This is a genomic window from Brucella pseudogrignonensis, assembly GCF_002252525.1.
GTDB classification, from domain to species: domain Bacteria; phylum Pseudomonadota; class Alphaproteobacteria; order Rhizobiales; family Rhizobiaceae; genus Brucella; species Brucella pseudogrignonensis.
The window spans coordinates 125,242-143,911 of record NZ_NNRM01000022.1; the positions used below are offsets into that span (position 1 = coordinate 125,242).

Consider the following 18,670-nt stretch of genomic DNA (forward strand, 5'->3'; position numbering starts at 1 on the left):
AAGAAAACCGGCGTTTCCGCCGGTTTTCTTATATTCTACATCAGAAGTGAGCAGGGCTTAGAAAAAGCCCTTCTTCTGCCACCAGCCGCCGCGCTTCGGCTTCTGCTCTTCCGTATCGCTGGAGGTGACGACAGGCTCGGTAACCTTCTGCGCTTCTGCAACAGGCGCTGCCTCTGGTTCCACCGCAACTTCCTCAACTTCCGGCTTTACAGCAGCCTTGCGTGTACGACGCTTAGGCTTTGCGGTTTCTGCATCTTCAGCTGGAGCTGCGACTTCTTCCTCAACAGCCTTCTTGCGCGAACGTGTTTTGCGAGCAGGCTTTGCAGGTTCTTCTGCTGGCTCTGCAACGACGACATCGTCATTCGCCGCTTCTTCGCTCTTTGCAGTCTTACGACCGCGTGGCTTGCGCGCTGGCTTCGCAGGCTTTTCGTCTGCAACTGTTTCAGCAGCCGGAGCAGCTTCAGTCGCTTCAACAGTGACGGTTTCAACCGCAACGGCCTCAGCAACAACCACATCAACAGGCTGTTTTTCTACCTTCGCAGGAATGACAGGCGTGTAACCGACGAATTCAGGATCAGGTATTTTGTTGAACTGAATATCGTCTTCACGACGGTTCTTGCGACCGCCACGACGACCACGACGACGCTTCTTGCGACGATCTTCATCGCTCTGCGAGGCATTGCTCGAAGATGCGTTGTCTTCTTCATCGTCTTCGTCTGAATCGTCAGAGCCTGCTTCAACCTGCTCAGTCTGTTCGCGATTGTCGCGATCACGACCACCACGACGGCGACGGCGACGACGGCGCTTGCGATCGCCTTCTTCGCTGCTTTCTTCGCGAGCAGGGGCTTCAGCCTTGATTTCTTCTTCGGCGTCGTCGTCCTCAAGTGGAATCTCAGGATCTTCGATATCGTCTTCGTAAATCATCGGCTGTACAGGCTGGATGGTTACTGGACGTGTCGAAGGCGCACCCTTGTCGATGACAAAATGCTGATGTCCGACGCTTTCATCGGCATCGATGCTGATATTGGCACCGAAACGGCCTTCCAGATCAGCAAGCAGCTGGCGCTTGTGATTGAGGACATAGAGAGCAGACGCTGCAGGCGTGCGAACGACAATGTCGTAGCCCGAATGACGCAGCAGATAATCTTCGATGCCACGAATGATATGGAGCGCCATGGACGAGTCGGAACGGATATGACCGGTGCCGCCGCAATGCTGGCAAACCTGCATCGTGCTTTCGAGAACGGATGCGCGAATACGCTGACGCGACATTTCCAGAAGGCCGAAATGCGAGATACGGCCGACCTGAATGCGAGCACGGTCGTCTTTCAGGCAGTCCTTCATCTTCTTTTCGACAGCGCGATTGTTGCGCTTTTCTTCCATGTCGATGAAGTCGACGACGATAAGACCTGCAAGGTCGCGCAGACGCAGCTGGCGTGCAACTTCTTCCGCTGCTTCCAGATTTGTCTGCAGTGCAGTGTCTTCAATCGAATGTTCACGGGTCGAACGCCCGGAGTTCACGTCGATTGCAACCAGAGCTTCGGTCTGGTTGATGATGAGATAACCGCCGGATTTCAGCGTTACCTGTGGCAGAAGCATACGATCAAGCTGTGCTTCCAGACCATAGCGCGTGAAGACTGGCACTTGTTCGCGGTAAGGCTGAACGACCTTGGCGTGGCTCGGCATGAGCATACGCATGAAGTCCTTCGCTTCGCGATAACCGGTTTCACCCGATACGAGAATCTCGGTGATGTCTTTGTTATAAAGATCGCGGATCGAGCGCTTGATCAGGCTGCCTTCTTCGTAGACGAGGGAAGGCGCTGTCGACTGCAATGTCAGCGTGCGGACATTTTCCCACATGCGCATCAGATATTCGTAGTCGCGCTTGACTTCCGCCTTGGTGCGGTTTGCGCCAGCGGTACGAAGGATCACGCCCATGCCCTGCGGCACTTCGAGTTCCTTGACGATTTCCTTCAGGCGCTTGCGATCCTGCGGATTGGTGATCTTGCGCGAAATGCCGCCACCGCGCGCGGTGTTTGGCATCAGAACCGAGTAACGGCCAGCAAGCGACAGATACGTGGTGAGAGCTGCGCCCTTATTGCCGCGCTCTTCCTTAACGACCTGAACCAGAATGATCTGGCGGCGCTTGATGACTTCCTGAATATTGTACTGACGACGGCTGGTGCGGCCATGCGAAGGAAGTTCTTCCATCGCATCTTCCGAGCCGACCGATTCAACGATGTCTTCTTCGTTCTCAACATCATTGTCGTCATCATCGTCACCATTGTCGGTGTCGATTGCTTCGGAAATGACATGTCCAGCCTGCTTCATCAATACGATGGCAGGAGTGCCAGGAACGTAATTTTCAAAAGCCGGTCCGACAGGTTCAGCTGCAGGCAAGCCGCTATTCGAACTGCCTGAATGCGAATCACCGTTCTGGCCATCACGACGTCCGCGACGGCGATGACGGCGCGAACGGTCGTTCTTTGCCTTTGGCTCTTCATCTTCATCTTCTGCGCGCGCAGCTTTTGCTTCCGCTTCGAGCAGGGCCAGACGATCAGCAACCGGGATTTGGTAATAATCCGGATGAATTTCAGAGAATGCGAGGAAGCCGTGGCGATTGCCGCCATATTCCACGAACGCAGCCTGAAGAGATGGTTCGACGCGGGTAACGCGTGCGAGATAGATATTACCCTTCAGCTGCTTCTTATGTTCCGACTCGAAGTCGAATTCTTCAATCTTGTTCCCACGCGTTACGATAACGCGCGTCTCCTCCGGGTGGGAGGCATCTATAAGCATTTTGTTGGACATTATTGTCTTTCCTGCCGGCGCTAAGACGCAAGCCGCGTGCGCCGGACGAAACCCTGAAGGCTGTCGTCCTGGCTGGGATGCGTCTGCCGGATGATAATGGGTTCGTCGGAATAAAAGCTGCTGTCCTTGCGCGCGATGGCCTCATGGCGATCACGGTCTTCAGGCTTGCGATGGTCAGTCTTGCTTGACCCATAGCTGTTCCGAACGAAACGACCTCATATATGACCCGAAAAAGCCGGGCCGACCTCTTTGCTCTTTTCAGAGCACTGGCGACAGCGCGTATCAGTACGCAGTCGGCCGATTAAAAAACGGAGGCGGCAGGGGAGCCGTATTCCGTTGAATTCTGTGCGGGCTATTGGAGCAACAAACGTATATGCCACTGTTTTCGCTGCTTTTAGTAACGGTTCAAATTGAGAACCGGCAAACGATTCTGGCAGTTGCTCCATAACCTAACTAAGCTTTTATGGCGTCAATTGAACTATGACAAGTACGAATATCAGTTGACACCTTCATCGTAATTTTGCCGAAAGATGATTATAGGGCTCAAAATGCCCTGCTAGTGGTCTGATTTCGACATTTGCGTCCCTCTGATGCAGGCGCCGAGCAAATGTCGAAATCGCAAAGACCACTAGTAACTTTAAGCATCTACTGGATTTTTCGCATTTGACGTTTGAAACAGCATCTCATTCAGCGGGGATTCAAGCGTCAAATTCAATCCAATCGAGCCATCAAATGCGAGCGGAAAAGTGTTCATTAACTATAATTTTGTACGGGTAGATTTATGAAGTGCGCGCAATCATAGGTCTTGGCTGAAATGTCAGGATTTGAGATTATTCGATAATATCTGGATCGCGATTACGGATGCATTGTCTGAGCTTTAAAAACGCAGCAAACAAAATTTCGGCAGTTCGAAGCACGCTCGCGCTTCTGGCGATGGTTTTTGCCGCTATTTTCCATGTTGGTTCGGCAGTAGCAGCTGACGAAGCGCCACTTTCTGCTCTTACATATCGTATGGCGGGGGACGATCTGCGAATGCGGGTCGTTGTGATGTTTGATCGTAAGCCCGAAGTTTCGACGTTGCTGCTCGACAATCCGCATCGCCTGGTTTTTGATCTTCCAGAAACGCGTTTCGGCTTTGATGAAAAAAGCCTGGAGGCGAGGGGGATTGTATCGCGCGTGCGCTATGGCCTGGTTGGAAAAAGCCGGTCACGTCTTATTCTCACCTTGCGTGGACCATTCAACGTCGAAAACGTTCAGGTGATCCAAAACGAAACAACGTCGGGTTATCGGCTTGTCGCGGATATCATTGCGTCCTCTGATCGCGAGTTTTCTGAAAGGCTCAAGTCGCAGCATGAGGTTACTGGCTCAACTGAGCGTAAGTCCGCAACGGCTGCTAAGGCACTTGCATCTGAATCCGGCGGGGCGCGGCCATTCATCGTGATGTTAGATCCCGGCCATGGCGGTATCGATAGCGGTGCTGAAAGCCTGAGTGGTATTAAAGAAAAAGATCTGACACTTGCCTTTGGTCAGGAGCTGCGCGATCGGTTGGGTAAGGAGAAGAATATCAAAGTCATGATGACGCGAGATGACGACACATTCCTGCGTCTCTCAGAGCGCGTGCGACTGGCTCGCCAGTACGAGGCTGATCTTTTCATTTCCATCCATGCCGATACGATCAATCAGGGCGATATACGCGGGGCGACGGTATATACAATTTCCGACAAGGCCTCTGACTCCGTTGCGCGAGCTATGGCTGAACGTGAAAATAAGTCGGATAGCGTTGCGGGCGCCGTTCCAGAAGAACTCCCGGAAGTTGCCGATATTTTGCTCGACCTGACTCGCCGGGAAACGCATACATTTTCGTTGAGCTTTGCCGAGAAGGTCATCAGTTCCCTGCAGGGTGAGGTAAACCTCATCAATAATCCGCATCGCTTTGCCGGTTTTCAGGTTCTGCGTGCGCCTGATGTGCCATCAGTGCTTATCGAAATCGGATACCTCTCCAATGCTGAAGACGAAAAACTAATCAGTAATCCTGAGTGGCGTCGCAAATTGGCTGACCGTATTGCCCGGGCGGTAAAAGCGTTCGAAATCCAAAAACATCCGGACACTTTGTCAAAAGGCTAGAATTATGTAATGTTTAGTGGGGGCTCATATTCATCCCTGCTGATAAGATGCATGGTTGCAACAGTTTCTTGGATTTTTGTCGCTGCCCGGCATTTGCATGCGTTAAATTGGTAAAAACATAGAAACGATCTTGCCTTTGACGCATTTGATGGTCACTAAACCAGCTTGTTGCCAATGCGGCATAGGTCGACGGGTGCTCGTTTTGATTGCCCCTAAATATATGCGAATGATCTGAAGGCAGGATCCCGGATTTATGGTAAGGCTTATCGGATATTTCTTCGGAATTGGTACGGTTCTGGCACTTTTGGTTGCTGGCGGCGTTGCCGTCTATATCGGTAGCGTCACAAAGGAACTGCCTGATTACGAAGTGCTCGCAAAGTACGAGCCTCCTGTCATGACGCGTGTTCATGCATCTGACGGTAGTCTGATGTCGGAATTTGCGCGTGAACGCCGAATGTATTTACCGATTCAGGCCGTGCCAAATCGCGTCAAAGCTGCTTTCATTTCTGCTGAAGACAAAACATTCTACGAACACCATGGTCTGGATTTTGGTGGTCTCGCGCGGGCAGTGCTGACGAATGTTAAGAACATGGGTTCTGGCCGTCGCCCGGTTGGCGCATCGACCATCACGCAGCAGGTCGCAAAGAACTTCCTTCTAAGCTCTAACCAGACCTATGACCGCAAGATCAAAGAAGCGATTCTTGCGATGCGCATCGAGCAGGCCTATTCCAAAGATCGTATTCTCGAGCTCTATCTCAATGAAATCTTTTTTGGTCTCGGTTCCTACGGCATCGCCAGCGCTGCACTCACTTATTTCGACAAGTCTGTTGGTGAGTTGAGCATTGCTGATAGCGCGTATCTCGCCGCACTGCCAAAAGGTCCAAACAACTATCATCCGTTCCGCTACCCAGATCGCGCGATCGAACGCCGCAACTGGGTTATCGATCGTATGGCCGAAAACGGCTACATCACGATGCAGGAAGCGGATGAAGCGAAGAAAGAACCGCTCGGCGTAAAGACCCGTACTGCTACCCATTATCTGTTTGCTTCGGAATACTTCAGTGAAGAAGTGCGTCGCCAGATCATCCAGAAATATGGCGTCGATGCCCTTTATGAGGGTGGTCTTTCGGTTCGTACAACTCTTAACCCAACCATGCAGGTCGAAGCGCGCAAGGCGCTGCAAGCAGCTCTGCTCCGTTACGACGAAGCACGCGGCTGGCGCGGCCCTGTAAAGCACGCCGAGCTTGGTAGCGACTGGGCTTCTGCCTTCGGTGATTTGCAGGCATATCCTGATGTGCCTGAATGGCAGCTCGCAGTTGTACTCAATGTATCCGCTGCAGGCGCTGATATCGGGCTTCAGCCTGAAGTCGAAGGTTCTGGTTCCCGCAGCAAGGAGCGCACGCGTGCCTTTATTGCGGCTGATGACATGAAATGGGCAATGCGGGTCACCAATATCGGTGGCAAGCGCAGCAGCGCCAAGTCGCCGGAAGGTGTGTTAAACACTGGCGATATTATCTATGTATCCAAGGTCGGTGACGGCGGTTCGCGTTTCCGTCTGCAACAGCCGCCAAAGCTACAGGGCGCGCTTGTCGCGATGGACCCTCATACCGGTCGTGTGCTGTCGATGGTTGGCGGATTCTCATTTGGTGAATCTGAATTCAACCGCGCGACACAGGCCTATCGCCAGCCAGGTTCATCGTTCAAGCCGTTCGTCTATGCTGCTGCACTCGACAATGGTTATACGCCGGCTTCCGTTGTGCTGGATGGTCCGTTGGAAGTTAATCAGGGTGGCGCACTCGGTGTGTGGGCTCCGAAAAACTACTCTGGTAAGTTCTCTGGCCCTTCGACGCTCCGCTACGGTATTGAACAGTCGCGTAACGTCATGACCGTGCGCCTCGCGCAGGACATGGGCATGAAGACAGTTGCAGAATATGCAGAACGCTTCGGTGTTTACGACAAGATGTTGCCGGTTCTGTCGATGTCGCTCGGCGCTGGTGAAACAACGGTTCTGCGGATGGTTACGGCCTATTCTGTGATCGCAAATGGCGGACAGAGCATCACACCTTCGATGATTGACCGTATTCAGGATCGCTACGGCAAGACGGTGTTCAAGCACGATGGACGCCAGTGCGAAGGCTGCAATGCCCAGCAATGGTCCAATCAGGAAGAGCCAACTCTGATCGATAATCGCGATCAGGTGCTTGATCCGATGACCGCTTACCAGATCACATCCATGATGGAAGGCGTCGTTCAGCGCGGTACTGCTCAGCTTCTTAAGAGCCTTGATCGTCCACTTGCCGGTAAGACCGGTACGACCAACGACGAAAAAGACGCCTGGTTTGTCGGCTTCACGCCTGACCTGGTTGTCGGTGTATTCATGGGTTATGACACGCCAACTCCGCTTGGTCGCGGGGGAACTGGTGGTGGTCTCGCTGCTCCGGTCTTCAAGGAGTTTATGGGCCAGGCTCTGGCTGGAACGCCGAAGGTTGATTTCCGTGTCCCTGAAGGCATGACGCTGATTGCGATCAACCGTAAAACCGGTATGCGCACGAATAAGGGTGATCCGAACCTGATCATGGAAGCCTTCAAGCCTGGGACTGGACCGTCTGATACCTATTCGGTCATTGGTATGGATCAGTTCCGCGAAGGATCACCGGTTCAGCCGCAGTCGCCACAGGCAACCCGCGCTATCAATTCGGGTTCAGGCGGACTTTACTGACGTCAGCCTCTTTACACTGCGCCGCGTGCTAATTATGGTCCGCGGCGCTTGAATGGTTTTAACTTTAGCCATTCTGCGTTGAGGCAGAGCGCATCGCTTTGGTGGGATGCGCTTCAGAACAAAGCGGCTCGCTTCGAGCCTCTGTTCTCTCCATCCACGACTGAATTATTGAAGGAACGATTTGCCCATGCGCGCGGAAATCGAGACGCTGGTTGACGAAATCCAGCAGGCCATAAGCCTGCTGAGGAGGCATCTTTGACTGGGATCAGGCAATCAAACGTCTGGGCTATCTGAATCAGAGAGCTGAAGATCCGACCCTTTGGAATGATGCACAGGAAGCCCAGAAGCTGATGCGTGAGCGCCAGCAGTTGGAAGATAGCATCAATGGCATTAACGCTCTGAAGCAGACGCTTAACGACAGTATCGAACTCATCGCCATGGGCGAAGAAGAAGATGACAAGTCGATTATCGCGGATGCTGAAAACACCATTCGCGATCTGAAGAAGGAAGTCGACAGCCGACAGATCGACATGCTGCTTTCAGGTGAAGCGGATGCCAACGACACCTATCTTGAAGTCCATGCTGGTGCAGGCGGCACGGAAAGTCAGGATTGGGCGTCGATGCTTCTGCGTATGTACACACGCTGGGCCGAACGCAGCGGGCGTAAAGTTGAAGTGATGGAAGTGCATTACGGGGAAGAAGCAGGCATCAAGTCTGCAACGATCCTGATCAAGGGCCATAATTCATACGGTATGGCGAAGACGGAATCCGGCGTGCACCGTCTGGTTCGTATTTCGCCTTACGATTCGAATGCCCGTCGTCACACGTCGTTTGCGAGTATCTGGGTTTATCCGGTCATTGATGACAACATCGATGTGCAGGTAACGGAAGCGGATGTCCGTATCGATACCTACCGCGCATCGGGTGCCGGTGGTCAGCACGTCAATACGACTGACTCGGCCGTGCGTATTACGCATATTGCGTCGGGTATCGTGGTGCAGTGTCAGGCCGAACGTTCGCAGCACAAGAACCGCGAAAAGGCTTGGTCGATGTTGCGTGCGCGTCTTTACGAGGAAGAACTCAAGAAGCGCGAAGAAGCAACTGACGCGGCTAATGCTACCAAAACCGATATCGGTTGGGGGCATCAGATCCGCTCTTACGTGCTTCAGCCGTATCAGCTCGTTAAAGACCTTCGTACGGGCGTTGAAAGCACAAACCCGCAAGAAGTGCTTGATGGCGCGGTCACACCGTTCATGGAAGCAGCCCTCGCACATCGCATTCAGGGTGGTGGCGAAGCAATCGAAGATATTGATTGATCGCTTCCCGATGACGCTAAATAGAAAACCCGGCCTTGTGCCGGGTTTTTTGCATATGTATGTCAGATTATGCCGGGGAAACTTGCGGCCCTTACTAAGCGTCAGGAATCTTTTGACGCCGTGCGCTTGATCTCAGCTCTTGGCTTATAGGCCCGCGGACCAGTGATAATGGGATCAATACCCTGAACATTTGGCGCATTATCGGGAATAAGCAGCTCTTGCTGCGCAGAAATATTCGGCATGGGCTCAGATGGCATTTCTGGCAACGGCTGCATCGCCGAAGAACCTTTTAACAGCGACGCGAGCTTGCTGTTCTGCGGTTTATCCGAATTGCCACCATCAGTATTGAGATAGATACCAACGCCAAAGCAAAGGGCGACCGTAACAGCGCTAAATCCAAGAACTTTAGATCGAATTCCGAACATGCCGATTGCTTTCCATGCTTTCGAATCAACGAAATCCTATCATGGTAAACAAAGCTTATCCGAAGCTTTTGTGGTCAGATCGAAACAGGTGATTAGTTGCGATAAATGCGTGCGCCAGTTCATTGAACGGTGGCTGGAGGTCACTCGCGGAAATTGCCCTGATGGCATTTCCGCGCAGGAACTGTTCAGATGTTTGCATTTCAGAGTGCGCGTGCTGCCTCAAGAACGGCTTCAGCGTGACCTGAGACTTTTACTTTTTCCCAGACGTGGGCGACGCGGCCATCTGCATCAATAAGAAAAGTGGCGCGTTCAACGCCCATGTATTTACGGCCATACATGCTCTTTTCTACCCAAACACCGTAGGCTTCCAAAGCGGTTCGGTCTTCATCTGCTGCAAGCTCGACTGTCAGGTCATGTTTTTTGCGAAACTTGGCATGTTTTTCCGCGCTGTCGGGCGACAGACCAATGATGCGAGCGCCGATCTTGTCGAATTCAGGCTTTAGCTGCGAAAACGCAATCGCCTCTTTGGTGCAGCCGGATGTGTCGTCTTTCGGATAGAAATAAACGACAACTGGTCCGCCTTTAAGTGAAGACAACGAGATTGCACCATTATCGGATGGCAATGAAAAATCCGGTGCCAGATCTCCAACTTGGGGACGAGCCATATCTAGGCCTTTCTTTTATGGATAAACGGGGAAACTGCCTGTTACACTCAAATCTATCGCATTCGGGGTAAGCTCATGCAACCATTCAAGTGCAGCTTGCAGAGACCTTTGACGGGTGTTGATAATTCATCGGATTCGATCAAGAATGTTTCGGATGCGATGAGGAAGTGAAATAAAAACAGAAAGTTATTGAGCTCTTATAAACCGTCTCGTGAGGTCTTCCATTTGCGGAAATATGTAGTTCGGCTGGAATATTGACAGATAAACCGCGCCAGATCCGCTTTACAAAGCGGGAGATGAAAAGAATCGAACGCCTCGCAGCTGAAGGCGAGGATTGTGCTGCGCTTGGGCTAACGCGGCCTCGGCGCTCGTTTGTCACCTGGTGTTCTCACGCTTTTCTTTCTTTGTGCATCGTGCTCGTCCTCATCGGTGGCGCAGGATTTGTCATTTTACGTGGCGGCGTAAACAGCGATCTCTTGCGCGACGAAGCGCAAAAGAGCCTTAGCGGAATTCTCGGTGAAGAAGCATCGGCTTCCATTGCGAGTGCGGGTTTGTCGCTTGACCAAAACAGTCTGGTTGCACTTGAAGCGCGGGGCGTGTCAATTTCTGAGCCAAAGCAGGGGCTGGAGATCAAAGATATCAGATCGGTAAGATTGGGACTGGCCCCACTGCCGCTGTTGACGGGCAAAGTCCGCGTTGCAGAGCTTGAAATCGACGGTGCGAGTTTTGACCTACCTGAGCAGAAGGGCGCAGGTTTCTGGAAGTCTCTGCCTTACGACAACAACGGCTATATAGATTTTGATGCGGTTTCAAACGAGCTGTTCTCGACAATGCGCCGCAATCTCGAATTGCTGAGGGATCAGAATACTCAGGCAATTGGCCTTCTGAATACGACTATCCGATTTAAGACAGGCGACACGCAACAAAGTGTTGAAGTTAAAAAGCTTCGACTGGTCGAAAACAATGGCAAGATTTCAATCGAAGGCAGTGTTGTCTGGCAAAATAAAACCATAGCAATTGATGGGAATATTGATCGCAAAGGGCAGGAAAATGATCTTGACGCTTTCCAGATCAAGGTCAGCAACCTCCCGATTGACCTTGGTTCGCCCGAAGAAGTGGCGCCAATAATTGATGGAAATCGGGTTAATCCAGCTCATTTCGATTTGCAGGGTAAGGCGAGCCTCGCCCTGTCAGGCAAGGCAGCGAACGGTGAGAACCCAGAACGCATAACCGCCGATCTCGCCGTTGATGGCATCGAGATGGAAATTGGTCGCGTTAATGATGTGCTCGGTAAAGCGGCTCTCCGCATTGAGCATTCTGTTGGGAGTGGCAAACTTGAAATCAAGCCGTCCCGAATCCAGCTTGGCGGAATGAACGCGGCGTTTAACGGAGCGTTTGGACCAGATCCTGATTCTGAAAACAATGCGGGTGGTCCGAGCTATCGTTTTGAAGTCGTGACAAGTTCAGCCACCAGTATGCCAGCCGAATCGAGCGATCCTGAATTGCCGTTTGGTGTTAAAATTGCGGGTCGGTTTCTTGCCAATCAGCAACGACTGCAGTTCTCCAATCTGGATGTCAAGACTGAAACAGGGGAACTTTACGGGCAGGGCAGCATGGCCTTCGGCAATGGTTCGCCCGAGATGATTTTCATGCTGCGTATTCCCGAAATGCCTGTAGCGGACGCAAAACATCTCTGGCCGATTGATGTCGCTGACGGCGCGCGCGAATGGGTACTGAAGAACCTCTACGGCGGCATTCTGAAAGACAGCCGCATTGATATTTCTCTGGCGGGTGGACGTTTTAACGGTCCAGGCTTACCGCCTCCATTGACCGGTGAAGAGATCAAAGCAGACTTCAATGTGTCGGATACGCGCTTTGATGTGATCGGTGAATTGCCGCCCGTTCGCGATGTTACGGGGAACATCTCGGTGCGCGGTGCGCATACGACGATCAAGCTGGAAAAGGGTGTGGCCTACACACCGGATAATCGGAAGGCATCCGTTTCGGACGGCACGCTGATTATCCCATGGGGGCCGCAGCGCCCCGTTATTGCTGATCTTGATCTGTTGGTATCTGGGGATGCAGCGGCAATTGCTGAGATTGCAGGCAAAAAGCCGATTGATGTGCTGAAAAGCGTGCCGTTTGTGCCAGAAGATGTGACCGGCGATGTCAAGGCAAAGGTGAAAGTCGGGTTTGCTGTTTCCAAGGGCGCTCCTCCCGGAACATTGACATGGAATGCCGATATAGGATTCACCGACCTTGCGATTGCCAAGCCCGTTGGCGGCTCCAATGTGAGCGATGCGACGGGCAGCATCAAAGTTGATCAATCTGCTGCGCTCATAACAGCAGATGCAAAGCTTGATGGCGTCCCTGCCAAGATATCGATGACTGAGCCGGTGGATCGTTCTGGCCCCGTCAAGCGCGAGCAGAAGATTAAGCTTGAGCTCGATGATAGCTCCCGGGACAAGCTTTTGCCCGGATTAAAAGATCTCTTCTCTGGCCCGATATCCGTTGATCTCGGTATGGAGAATAACGGCCAAAGACGCGTTTCTGCGGATTTGGACAAGACACAAATAAGCTTGCCCTGGCTTGGTTGGCGCAAAGGTAGCGGCGTTCCGGCTAAGGCGACATTCGATCTGGTAAAAGCCAGCGGCACTGACGGCAAGCTTGATATCCGCAATTTGGTTCTGACGGGCGATGCATTCGGCGCGAAGGGCAATCTTTCGATATTGGGCGGCGATTTCCAGTCGGCTGACTTCAGCGAAATTCGACTAACGCGTTCGGACCGAATGAGTGTAAAAGCCACCAAAAGCTCCGGCGGCTATCGTGTGACCGTTCGCGGCTCGCAGTTCGATGCTCGTTCAATCATCAAACAGATATCTGATATCCAGAAGAAGAGCGAAAGTTCGGGGGGTAAAAGCCCACGCATTGTCGTCAGCGCCCAGGTTGATGAAGTGAGCGGGTTCAACGATGAAAAACTTCGTAACGTAGCTGTTTCTTATGAGAATGCAGGCAACAAGATTTCCGGCGTTTCCGTGAATGCCGTTACCTCATCTGGTGCAGCTTTCGTTGCGACAAACAACGATCAGGGTGATGCCCGTTCGGTCTCGCTGCAATCCAATGATGCCGGTGCAGTTCTGCGCTTTTTCGATTTTTATGACAAAATGCGCGGCGGGAAAATTACCGTTGGTCTTGCCGGCCAGGGCAATGGACCATTGAGTGGGCAGATTGATGCGCGTAATTTCGCGATTATCAATGAGCCGCGATTGGCCAAGATCGTTTCCAGCTCTCCTTCAAGCGGTGGCACCAGCCTCAATCAGGCAGTTAAGCGGGATATCGACGTCTCACGGGTTGACGTTGAACGTGGGTTCTCTCTGATCGAAAAAGGTGAGGGTTATCTCAAGCTTTCCAAGGGTGTGGTACGCGGCCCATCTGTAGGGACGACCTTCCAAGGCACGCTTTATGATCAACGTGGCAATATGTCGATCACCGGCACATTCATGCCCGCTTATGGCGTGAATCGTATTTTTGGTGAGGTTCCAATCTTCGGCGCGCTGCTTGGCAATGGCCGTGATCGTGGACTTCTCGGCATTACCTTCAAGCTTGAAGGCAGCGCTAAACAGCCGCAAGTAATGGTCAATCCAATCTCGATTATTGCACCGGGCATTTTCCGCTCGATCTTCGAGTTCTAAAGCGCATCCCGAAAAGTGCTAAGCGGTTTTCGGAACAAGATGCGCGTAAAGACAAATGTATAGAGCATTTCCAATGACTCAATCAAAACAGGAAATGCTCTAAGAGAGACCAAATCAGAGCATAAAAAAAGCCGGGCTTAGCCCGGCTTTTTTCGTTATGCGATAAGCCCTTACGCTGGGCGGATCAGAACGTGACGCTTCTTGCCGAGCGATACCTTGATAACGCCCTGATCGTTGAGAGCGGAAGCGTTGATCGTCAGGCGCGGATCGGTAACAGGCTCGTCATTGATGCGAACTGCGCCACCTTCGATGTGACGACGTGCTTCGCCGTTGGTTGCACAGAGTTCTGCAAGGACCATGAGCGCCAACACACCAATACCATCATTTAGCGTTGCTTTGTGGACGCCAACCGTTGGCAGATTTTCCGACAGTTCACCGTCTTCAAAGGTCTTGCGCGCGGTTTCCGCAGCTTCTTCGGCAGCGGTACGGCCATGCAGGATTGCGGTAATCTCGGTTGCAAGGATCTTCTTTGCTTCGTTGATTTCCGAACCACCCAGTGCTGCAAGCTTTGCAATCTCATCCATAGGCAGCGTCGTGTAGAGCTTCAGGAAGCGTTCTACGTCCGCATCTTCCGTATTGCGCCAGTACTGCCAGAAATCGTAGGCGCTGAGCATATCGGCGTTAAGCCAGATTGCACCACCTAGCGACTTACCCATCTTCTGGCCGGAAGCCGTGGTGAGCAAAGGAGAGGTCAGAGCGTAAAGCTGCGGCGTGCCCATGCGATGGCCGAGGTCAATACCGTTGATGATATTGCCCCATTGATCCGAACCACCCATCTGCAGGCGAATGCCATGACGCTTGTTCAGTTCTACGAAGTCGTAGGCCTGAAGGATCATGTAGTTGAATTCGAGGAACGACAGCGACTGCTCACGATCAAGACGTGTCTTTACCGAATCAAACGACAACATGCGGTTGACCGAGAAATGACGGCCGACATCGCGCAGGAATTCGAGGTAGTTGATGTTGCGCAGCCAGTCGGCATTGTTGACCATCATGGCGTCGTTAGGACCGTCACCGAAGGTCAGGTAATTTGCGAAAACGCGTTTGATGCCGGCAATGTTCTCGGCAATCGTGTCTTCGGTCATCAGCTTGCGTGCTTCATCCTTGAAGGATGGATCGCCAACCATGCCTGTACCGCCGCCCATAAGGGCTATGGCCTTGTGGCCGGTCTGCTGGAACCAGTGCAGCATCATGATCTGGATCAGACTGCCAACGTGGAGACTCGGCGCTGTAGGATCGAAGCCAATATAGGCCGTCACGGTTTCCTTGGCCAACAATTCGTCGAGGCCGCTTTCATCGGAAATCTGATGAATAAAGCCGCGCTCGGAAAGTGTGCGAAGAAAATCGGATTTAAAACCGGACATGCCCTTTTCCTGACTGATTAGGCGAGAATGGAAACAACAGTAATCAAGTGCTTACCGCCTTATGATATTTTGCCTTTAGCATCATTCAAGCGGGAATAACAAGGAAAGTCCGGTATGGCCGATTTGAAACGCGCAATAGGACTGATGAGCGGTACTTCGATGGATGGTATCGATATTGCGCTTCTGACCACCGATGGTGAAAATTGGGTCGAGCGTGGACCATCCAGTGCTGTGTCTTATTCGGAAGGGTTTCGTGGGCGCTTGAAGGCAGCGCTGGTTGATGCGCGCAGTATCAACAAACGCAGTGAACGCCCCGGGGTTCTTAAACAGCTTGAACACGACCAGACCCTTCTTCATGCGATAGCGATCCAGGATTTCCTATACGCGCATTCGTTAAGGCCTGATGAGATCGATGTGATCGGTTTCCATGGTCAAACCGTGCTACATCGTCCGCGTGAGGCGCTGACTGTGCAGATAGGCGATGGACAGCTGCTGGCTGAAGAGACGGGCATTCCCGTCGTCTATGATATGCGTGCCGAAGATATGCGGCACGGCGGCGAAGGTGCCCCTCTGATTCCGGCCTATCACGCAGCTTTAGCGGCCAATCTTCCGTTTGGCCTCGATGGGCCAGTAGTCTTCGTCAATATCGGTGGCATATCCAATCTGACCTATGTTGGCGAGGGCGGTGTGCTGATGGCCTATGACAGTGGGCCAGGCAATATGCTGATCGATCAGTGGATGGAGCTGCATGAACAGGGAAGCTTTGATCCAGGCGGCATCACGGCGATGAGTGGCACTGTGGATGAGACCTTGGCTTTGAAATATCTCGATCACGAGTTTTTCAAAGGGAATCATCGTCGTTCTTTGGATCGGGGTGATTTTGTCGTTCCTGCGAAAGATGAAGCGAACTTGGCAACAGGCGCACGCACGCTTGCTTATGTCAGTGCGGCCGCCATTCTGCGGTCGGCTTCGCATCTGCCGTCGAAGCCTCGAACCTATGTCGTCAGTGGCGGCGGACGTAAGAATGCAGCGATCATGGCTGAACTGAGTGCGCTTGCAGAGCGTGAAGGCGCACGCGTTTTGGATGCTGATAATGCGGGTTTTGATGGCGACGCAATGGAAGCAGAAGCATGGGCCTATCTGGCTGTGCGCTCAATGCGTGGGCTACCGCTCACCTATCCGACGACAACGGGCTGCGATAAGCCTGTTTCCGGCGGTGTTCTTGCACTTCCGCCAAACTAAAAGCCCGGTGAGAACAATCACCGGGCTTCAGTAGGATCAGCCTTTTAAGGCTTTTAGCGCAGACGCTTCTGGCGGACTTCAACCAGTTCGCCAGCAAGACGGCGCTCCAGATATTCCGAGCATTCGTCGATCAGCTGATCGCCCATGCCGGTGAAGAAGTGGTTCGCACCCGGGATGGTATTCTGGGTAATGGTGATACCCTTCTGCGTCTTGAGCTTATCAACGAGCCCCTGAACATCCTTTGGCGGTGCAACCTTATCCTGATCGCCATGAATGATCAGGCCCGAGGACGGGCAAGGCGCGAGGAATGCAAAGTCGTAGGTGTTTGGCTGCGGCGCGACCGAGATAAAGCCTTCGATTTCCGGACGGCGCATGAGAAGCTGCATACCGATCCACGAACCAAACGAATAACCGGCGACCCAGCAATTCTTCGAATCCGGATGCAGAGCCTGCACCCAGTCGAGCGCGCTTGCCGCATCCGACAATTCACCTGCACCGTGGTCGAACTCGCCCTGACTGCGGCCAATGCCACGGAAATTGAAGCGAAGCGTCGTAAAACCGCGCTGCTGGAACATGTAGAACAGATCATAGACGATCTTGTTGTTCATGGTTCCACCGAACTGCGGGTGCGGATGCAGGATAAGGGCTATAGGCGCATTCTTTTCCCGTGAAGGCTGATAGCGGCCTTCAAGGCGTCCGGCAGGGCCGTTGAAAATGACTTCTGGCATGTGTACTCCGCTGGTGATCGGAAGATCGGCTTCAGAGTGGCGAACTTGACGTGGGGGTGCGCCGCTTCTAGAACCGATTTGAAATTTCGTTAGACTGGACCGTAGTTCAGTACCTAATGTGGCTTAATAGGCTTTTCCTGATTGAAAATTCAAGAAAATTGCGCTTCTGGCCACTTTATGGTGTCGCTTAGGAGATAGTATCGGTGATCGGAACCGGCAAGAGGCTCTATCTGGACTATAATGCCAGTGCGCCTTTGCTTGATGAAGCGCGCAATGCAGTCATCGAGGCATTAGGCATAACCGGCAACCCTTCATCCGTGCATCGCGAGGGCAGGGCTGCCCGCGCGCTGGTCGAATCGGCTCGCCGTAGTGTGGCAGCACTCGTGAACGCCAAGCCAGAGCATGTCTTTTTCACATCTGGCGCCACCGAAGCCGCATCCACCTTGTTGACGCCGATCTATATGATGGGGCGTTCGCCGGTGCGTCTGTCGCATCTTTACGTAAGTGCAACTGAGCACCCCTGTATGTTGGCGGGCGGACAATTTGCTCCAGACAACATCACGGTTCTTCCGGTCGATGAAAATGGTATCCTTCGTCTGGATGCGCTTGAACAAGCGCTGAAAGCGCACGACAAGAGCGCGGGCTTGCCGCTGGTTGCTGTGCAGGCCGCCAATAATGAAACCGGAGTAATTCAGCCCATTCGCGAGATCGCAGCACTCGTCAAAACGTCAGGCGGTATCTTCGTTGTCGATGCGGTACAGGCAGCTGGACGTATTAAGATCGATATTACAGAGGGTTGTGGCGATTATCTCATAATCTCTTCACATAAGATCGGTGGTCCGAAGGGTGTTGGTGCCGTGATCGCAATCTCCGATCTCATGATGCCGAAGGCGTTGGTCCGGGGTGGCGGTCAGGAAAAGGGACATCGCGCAGGCACAGAAGCGCTTCCATTGATTGCAGGCTTTGGTGCGGCTGCGGATGTTGCAGCCACCCGACTGAATGGCAATGGCTGGTCTTTCGAAGCGCGTGACCGGCTTGAAACCGGTCTCATGGAGATTGCACCAAGTGCCACGATCCACGGTAAATCCGTTGATCGTCTCCCGAACACGACCTTCTTCTCGCTGGATGGACAAAAAGCTGAAACCGTTCAAATCGCATTTGACCTTGGCGGAATAGCTCTGTCGGCAGGATCAGCCTGTTCTTCGGGAAAGGTCGGACCAAGTCATGTGCTGGCTGCAATGGGCCTTGAGGAAGGGCCGGGCGCGATCCGTGTTTCGCTCGAACCAAACGCTCCAATAGAATCTGTTGATCAGTTTCTTGACGTTTTGCGCAAAATCGTTGCCCGTCACGAGCGCTCAAAGGCCAGTTAAACGCCTAATCGGGCCTAACCTCGTAAATTATTCTTGAATTTTACCAGCAAATTTAAAGCCGGGCTTGAAATTTAGTTTAGAGAGGTTTTAAAGAAGCGTCACGCACACTATATTGTGGCGAGGATAGCGACTATCATCGCCCTGACGTTTGCAA

General features: G+C 52.6%; 12 protein-coding genes. 7 read left to right on the plus strand and 5 right to left on the minus strand.

What is annotated here, in order from left to right:
• Positions 1-57: 57 nt before the first annotated feature.
• Positions 58-2,811: an Rne/Rng family ribonuclease gene (locus CEV34_RS13630; protein WP_007874768.1), complete on the minus strand. Its 2,754-nt coding sequence runs from the start codon at positions 2,809-2,811 to the stop codon at positions 58-60.
• Positions 2,812-2,813: 2 nt separating this feature from the next.
• Here CEV34_RS13630 and CEV34_RS13635 point away from each other — a divergent pair, with 2 nt between their 5' ends.
• From CEV34_RS13635 to prfB, 4 genes are all read left to right on the plus strand, one after another.
• Positions 2,814-2,999 (plus strand): hypothetical protein, encoded by a 186-nt coding sequence (locus tag CEV34_RS13635; protein ID WP_007874769.1) that lies wholly within the window; start codon positions 2,814-2,816, stop codon positions 2,997-2,999.
• 745 nt (positions 3,000-3,744) lie between these two features.
• The gene (locus tag CEV34_RS13640) at positions 3,745-4,935 is read left to right on the plus strand and encodes an N-acetylmuramoyl-L-alanine amidase (RefSeq protein WP_113485305.1); all 1,191 of its coding nucleotides are present in this window, start codon (positions 3,745-3,747) and stop codon (positions 4,933-4,935) included.
• A 253-nt stretch (positions 4,936-5,188) separates the two neighbouring features.
• On the plus strand, positions 5,189-7,654 hold the full coding sequence (locus CEV34_RS13645) for a penicillin-binding protein 1A (RefSeq protein ID WP_064320527.1): 2,466 nt from the start codon (positions 5,189-5,191) through the stop codon (positions 7,652-7,654).
• Between the two features lie 187 nt (positions 7,655-7,841).
• Positions 7,842-8,970 (plus strand): peptide chain release factor 2 gene (gene prfB / locus CEV34_RS13650; RefSeq protein WP_112812385.1). Its coding sequence is split into 2 segments (ribosomal slippage): positions 7,842-7,910 and positions 7,912-8,970, totalling 1,128 coding nucleotides; the frame shifts between segments, so codons are not numbered across the junction.
• A gap of 101 nt (positions 8,971-9,071) precedes the next feature.
• On the opposite strand, the gene CEV34_RS13655 is transcribed toward prfB, so the two are convergent.
• Positions 9,072-9,395: a hypothetical protein gene (locus CEV34_RS13655; protein ID WP_007874773.1), complete on the minus strand. Its 324-nt coding sequence runs from the start codon at positions 9,393-9,395 to the stop codon at positions 9,072-9,074.
• A 200-nt stretch (positions 9,396-9,595) separates the two neighbouring features.
• The gene (gene bcp, locus CEV34_RS13660) at positions 9,596-10,060 is read right to left on the minus strand and encodes a thioredoxin-dependent thiol peroxidase (protein ID WP_007874774.1); all 465 of its coding nucleotides are present in this window, start codon (positions 10,058-10,060) and stop codon (positions 9,596-9,598) included.
• Positions 10,061-10,356: 296 nt separating this feature from the next.
• Here bcp and CEV34_RS13665 point away from each other — a divergent pair, with 296 nt between their 5' ends.
• The gene (locus CEV34_RS13665) at positions 10,357-13,752 is read left to right on the plus strand and encodes an AsmA family protein (protein ID WP_039859721.1); all 3,396 of its coding nucleotides are present in this window, start codon (positions 10,357-10,359) and stop codon (positions 13,750-13,752) included.
• A gap of 170 nt (positions 13,753-13,922) precedes the next feature.
• On the opposite strand, the gene tyrS is transcribed toward CEV34_RS13665, so the two are convergent.
• Positions 13,923-15,176, minus strand: coding sequence for a tyrosine--tRNA ligase (gene tyrS / locus CEV34_RS13670; RefSeq protein ID WP_007874779.1), 1,254 nt, complete (start codon positions 15,174-15,176; stop codon positions 13,923-13,925).
• Between the two features lie 114 nt (positions 15,177-15,290).
• On the opposite strand from tyrS, the gene CEV34_RS13675 reads away from it, so the two are divergent.
• A complete protein-coding gene (locus tag CEV34_RS13675) occupies positions 15,291-16,418 on the plus strand; it encodes an anhydro-N-acetylmuramic acid kinase (protein WP_007874781.1) in 1,128 nt (375 codons plus the stop codon).
• Positions 16,419-16,471: 53 nt separating this feature from the next.
• Here the strand turns inward: CEV34_RS13675 and CEV34_RS13680 are convergent, their stop codons facing one another.
• Positions 16,472-17,146 (minus strand): alpha/beta hydrolase, encoded by a 675-nt coding sequence (locus CEV34_RS13680; protein WP_007874783.1) that lies wholly within the window; start codon positions 17,144-17,146, stop codon positions 16,472-16,474.
• Positions 17,147-17,349: 203 nt separating this feature from the next.
• Here CEV34_RS13680 and CEV34_RS13685 point away from each other — a divergent pair, with 203 nt between their 5' ends.
• Positions 17,350-18,516, plus strand: coding sequence for a cysteine desulfurase family protein (locus CEV34_RS13685; RefSeq protein ID WP_007874784.1), 1,167 nt, complete (start codon positions 17,350-17,352; stop codon positions 18,514-18,516).
• The last annotated feature ends 154 nt before the right edge of the window (positions 18,517-18,670 follow it).

Bases quoted from the DNA above. Each gene is read 5' to 3' on its own strand.
- CEV34_RS13640 (WP_113485305.1), top strand. From the start codon at position 3,745: ATGGTTTTTGCCGCTATTTTCCATGTTGGTTCGGCAGTAGCAGCTGAC.
- tyrS (WP_007874779.1), bottom strand. From the start codon at position 15,176: ATGTCCGGTTTTAAATCCGATTTTCTTCGCACACTTTCCGAGCGCGGC.
- bcp (WP_007874774.1), bottom strand. From the start codon at position 10,060: ATGGCTCGTCCCCAAGTTGGAGATCTGGCACCGGATTTTTCATTGCCA.
- CEV34_RS13665 (WP_039859721.1), top strand. From the start codon at position 10,357: ATGAAAAGAATCGAACGCCTCGCAGCTGAAGGCGAGGATTGTGCTGCG.
- CEV34_RS13630 (WP_007874768.1), bottom strand. From the start codon at position 2,811: ATGTCCAACAAAATGCTTATAGATGCCTCCCACCCGGAGGAGACGCGC.
- CEV34_RS13655 (WP_007874773.1), bottom strand. From the start codon at position 9,395: ATGTTCGGAATTCGATCTAAAGTTCTTGGATTTAGCGCTGTTACGGTC.
- CEV34_RS13675 (WP_007874781.1), top strand. From the start codon at position 15,291: ATGGCCGATTTGAAACGCGCAATAGGACTGATGAGCGGTACTTCGATG.
- CEV34_RS13645 (WP_064320527.1), top strand. From the start codon at position 5,189: ATGGTAAGGCTTATCGGATATTTCTTCGGAATTGGTACGGTTCTGGCA.
- CEV34_RS13680 (WP_007874783.1), bottom strand. From the start codon at position 17,146: ATGCCAGAAGTCATTTTCAACGGCCCTGCCGGACGCCTTGAAGGCCGC.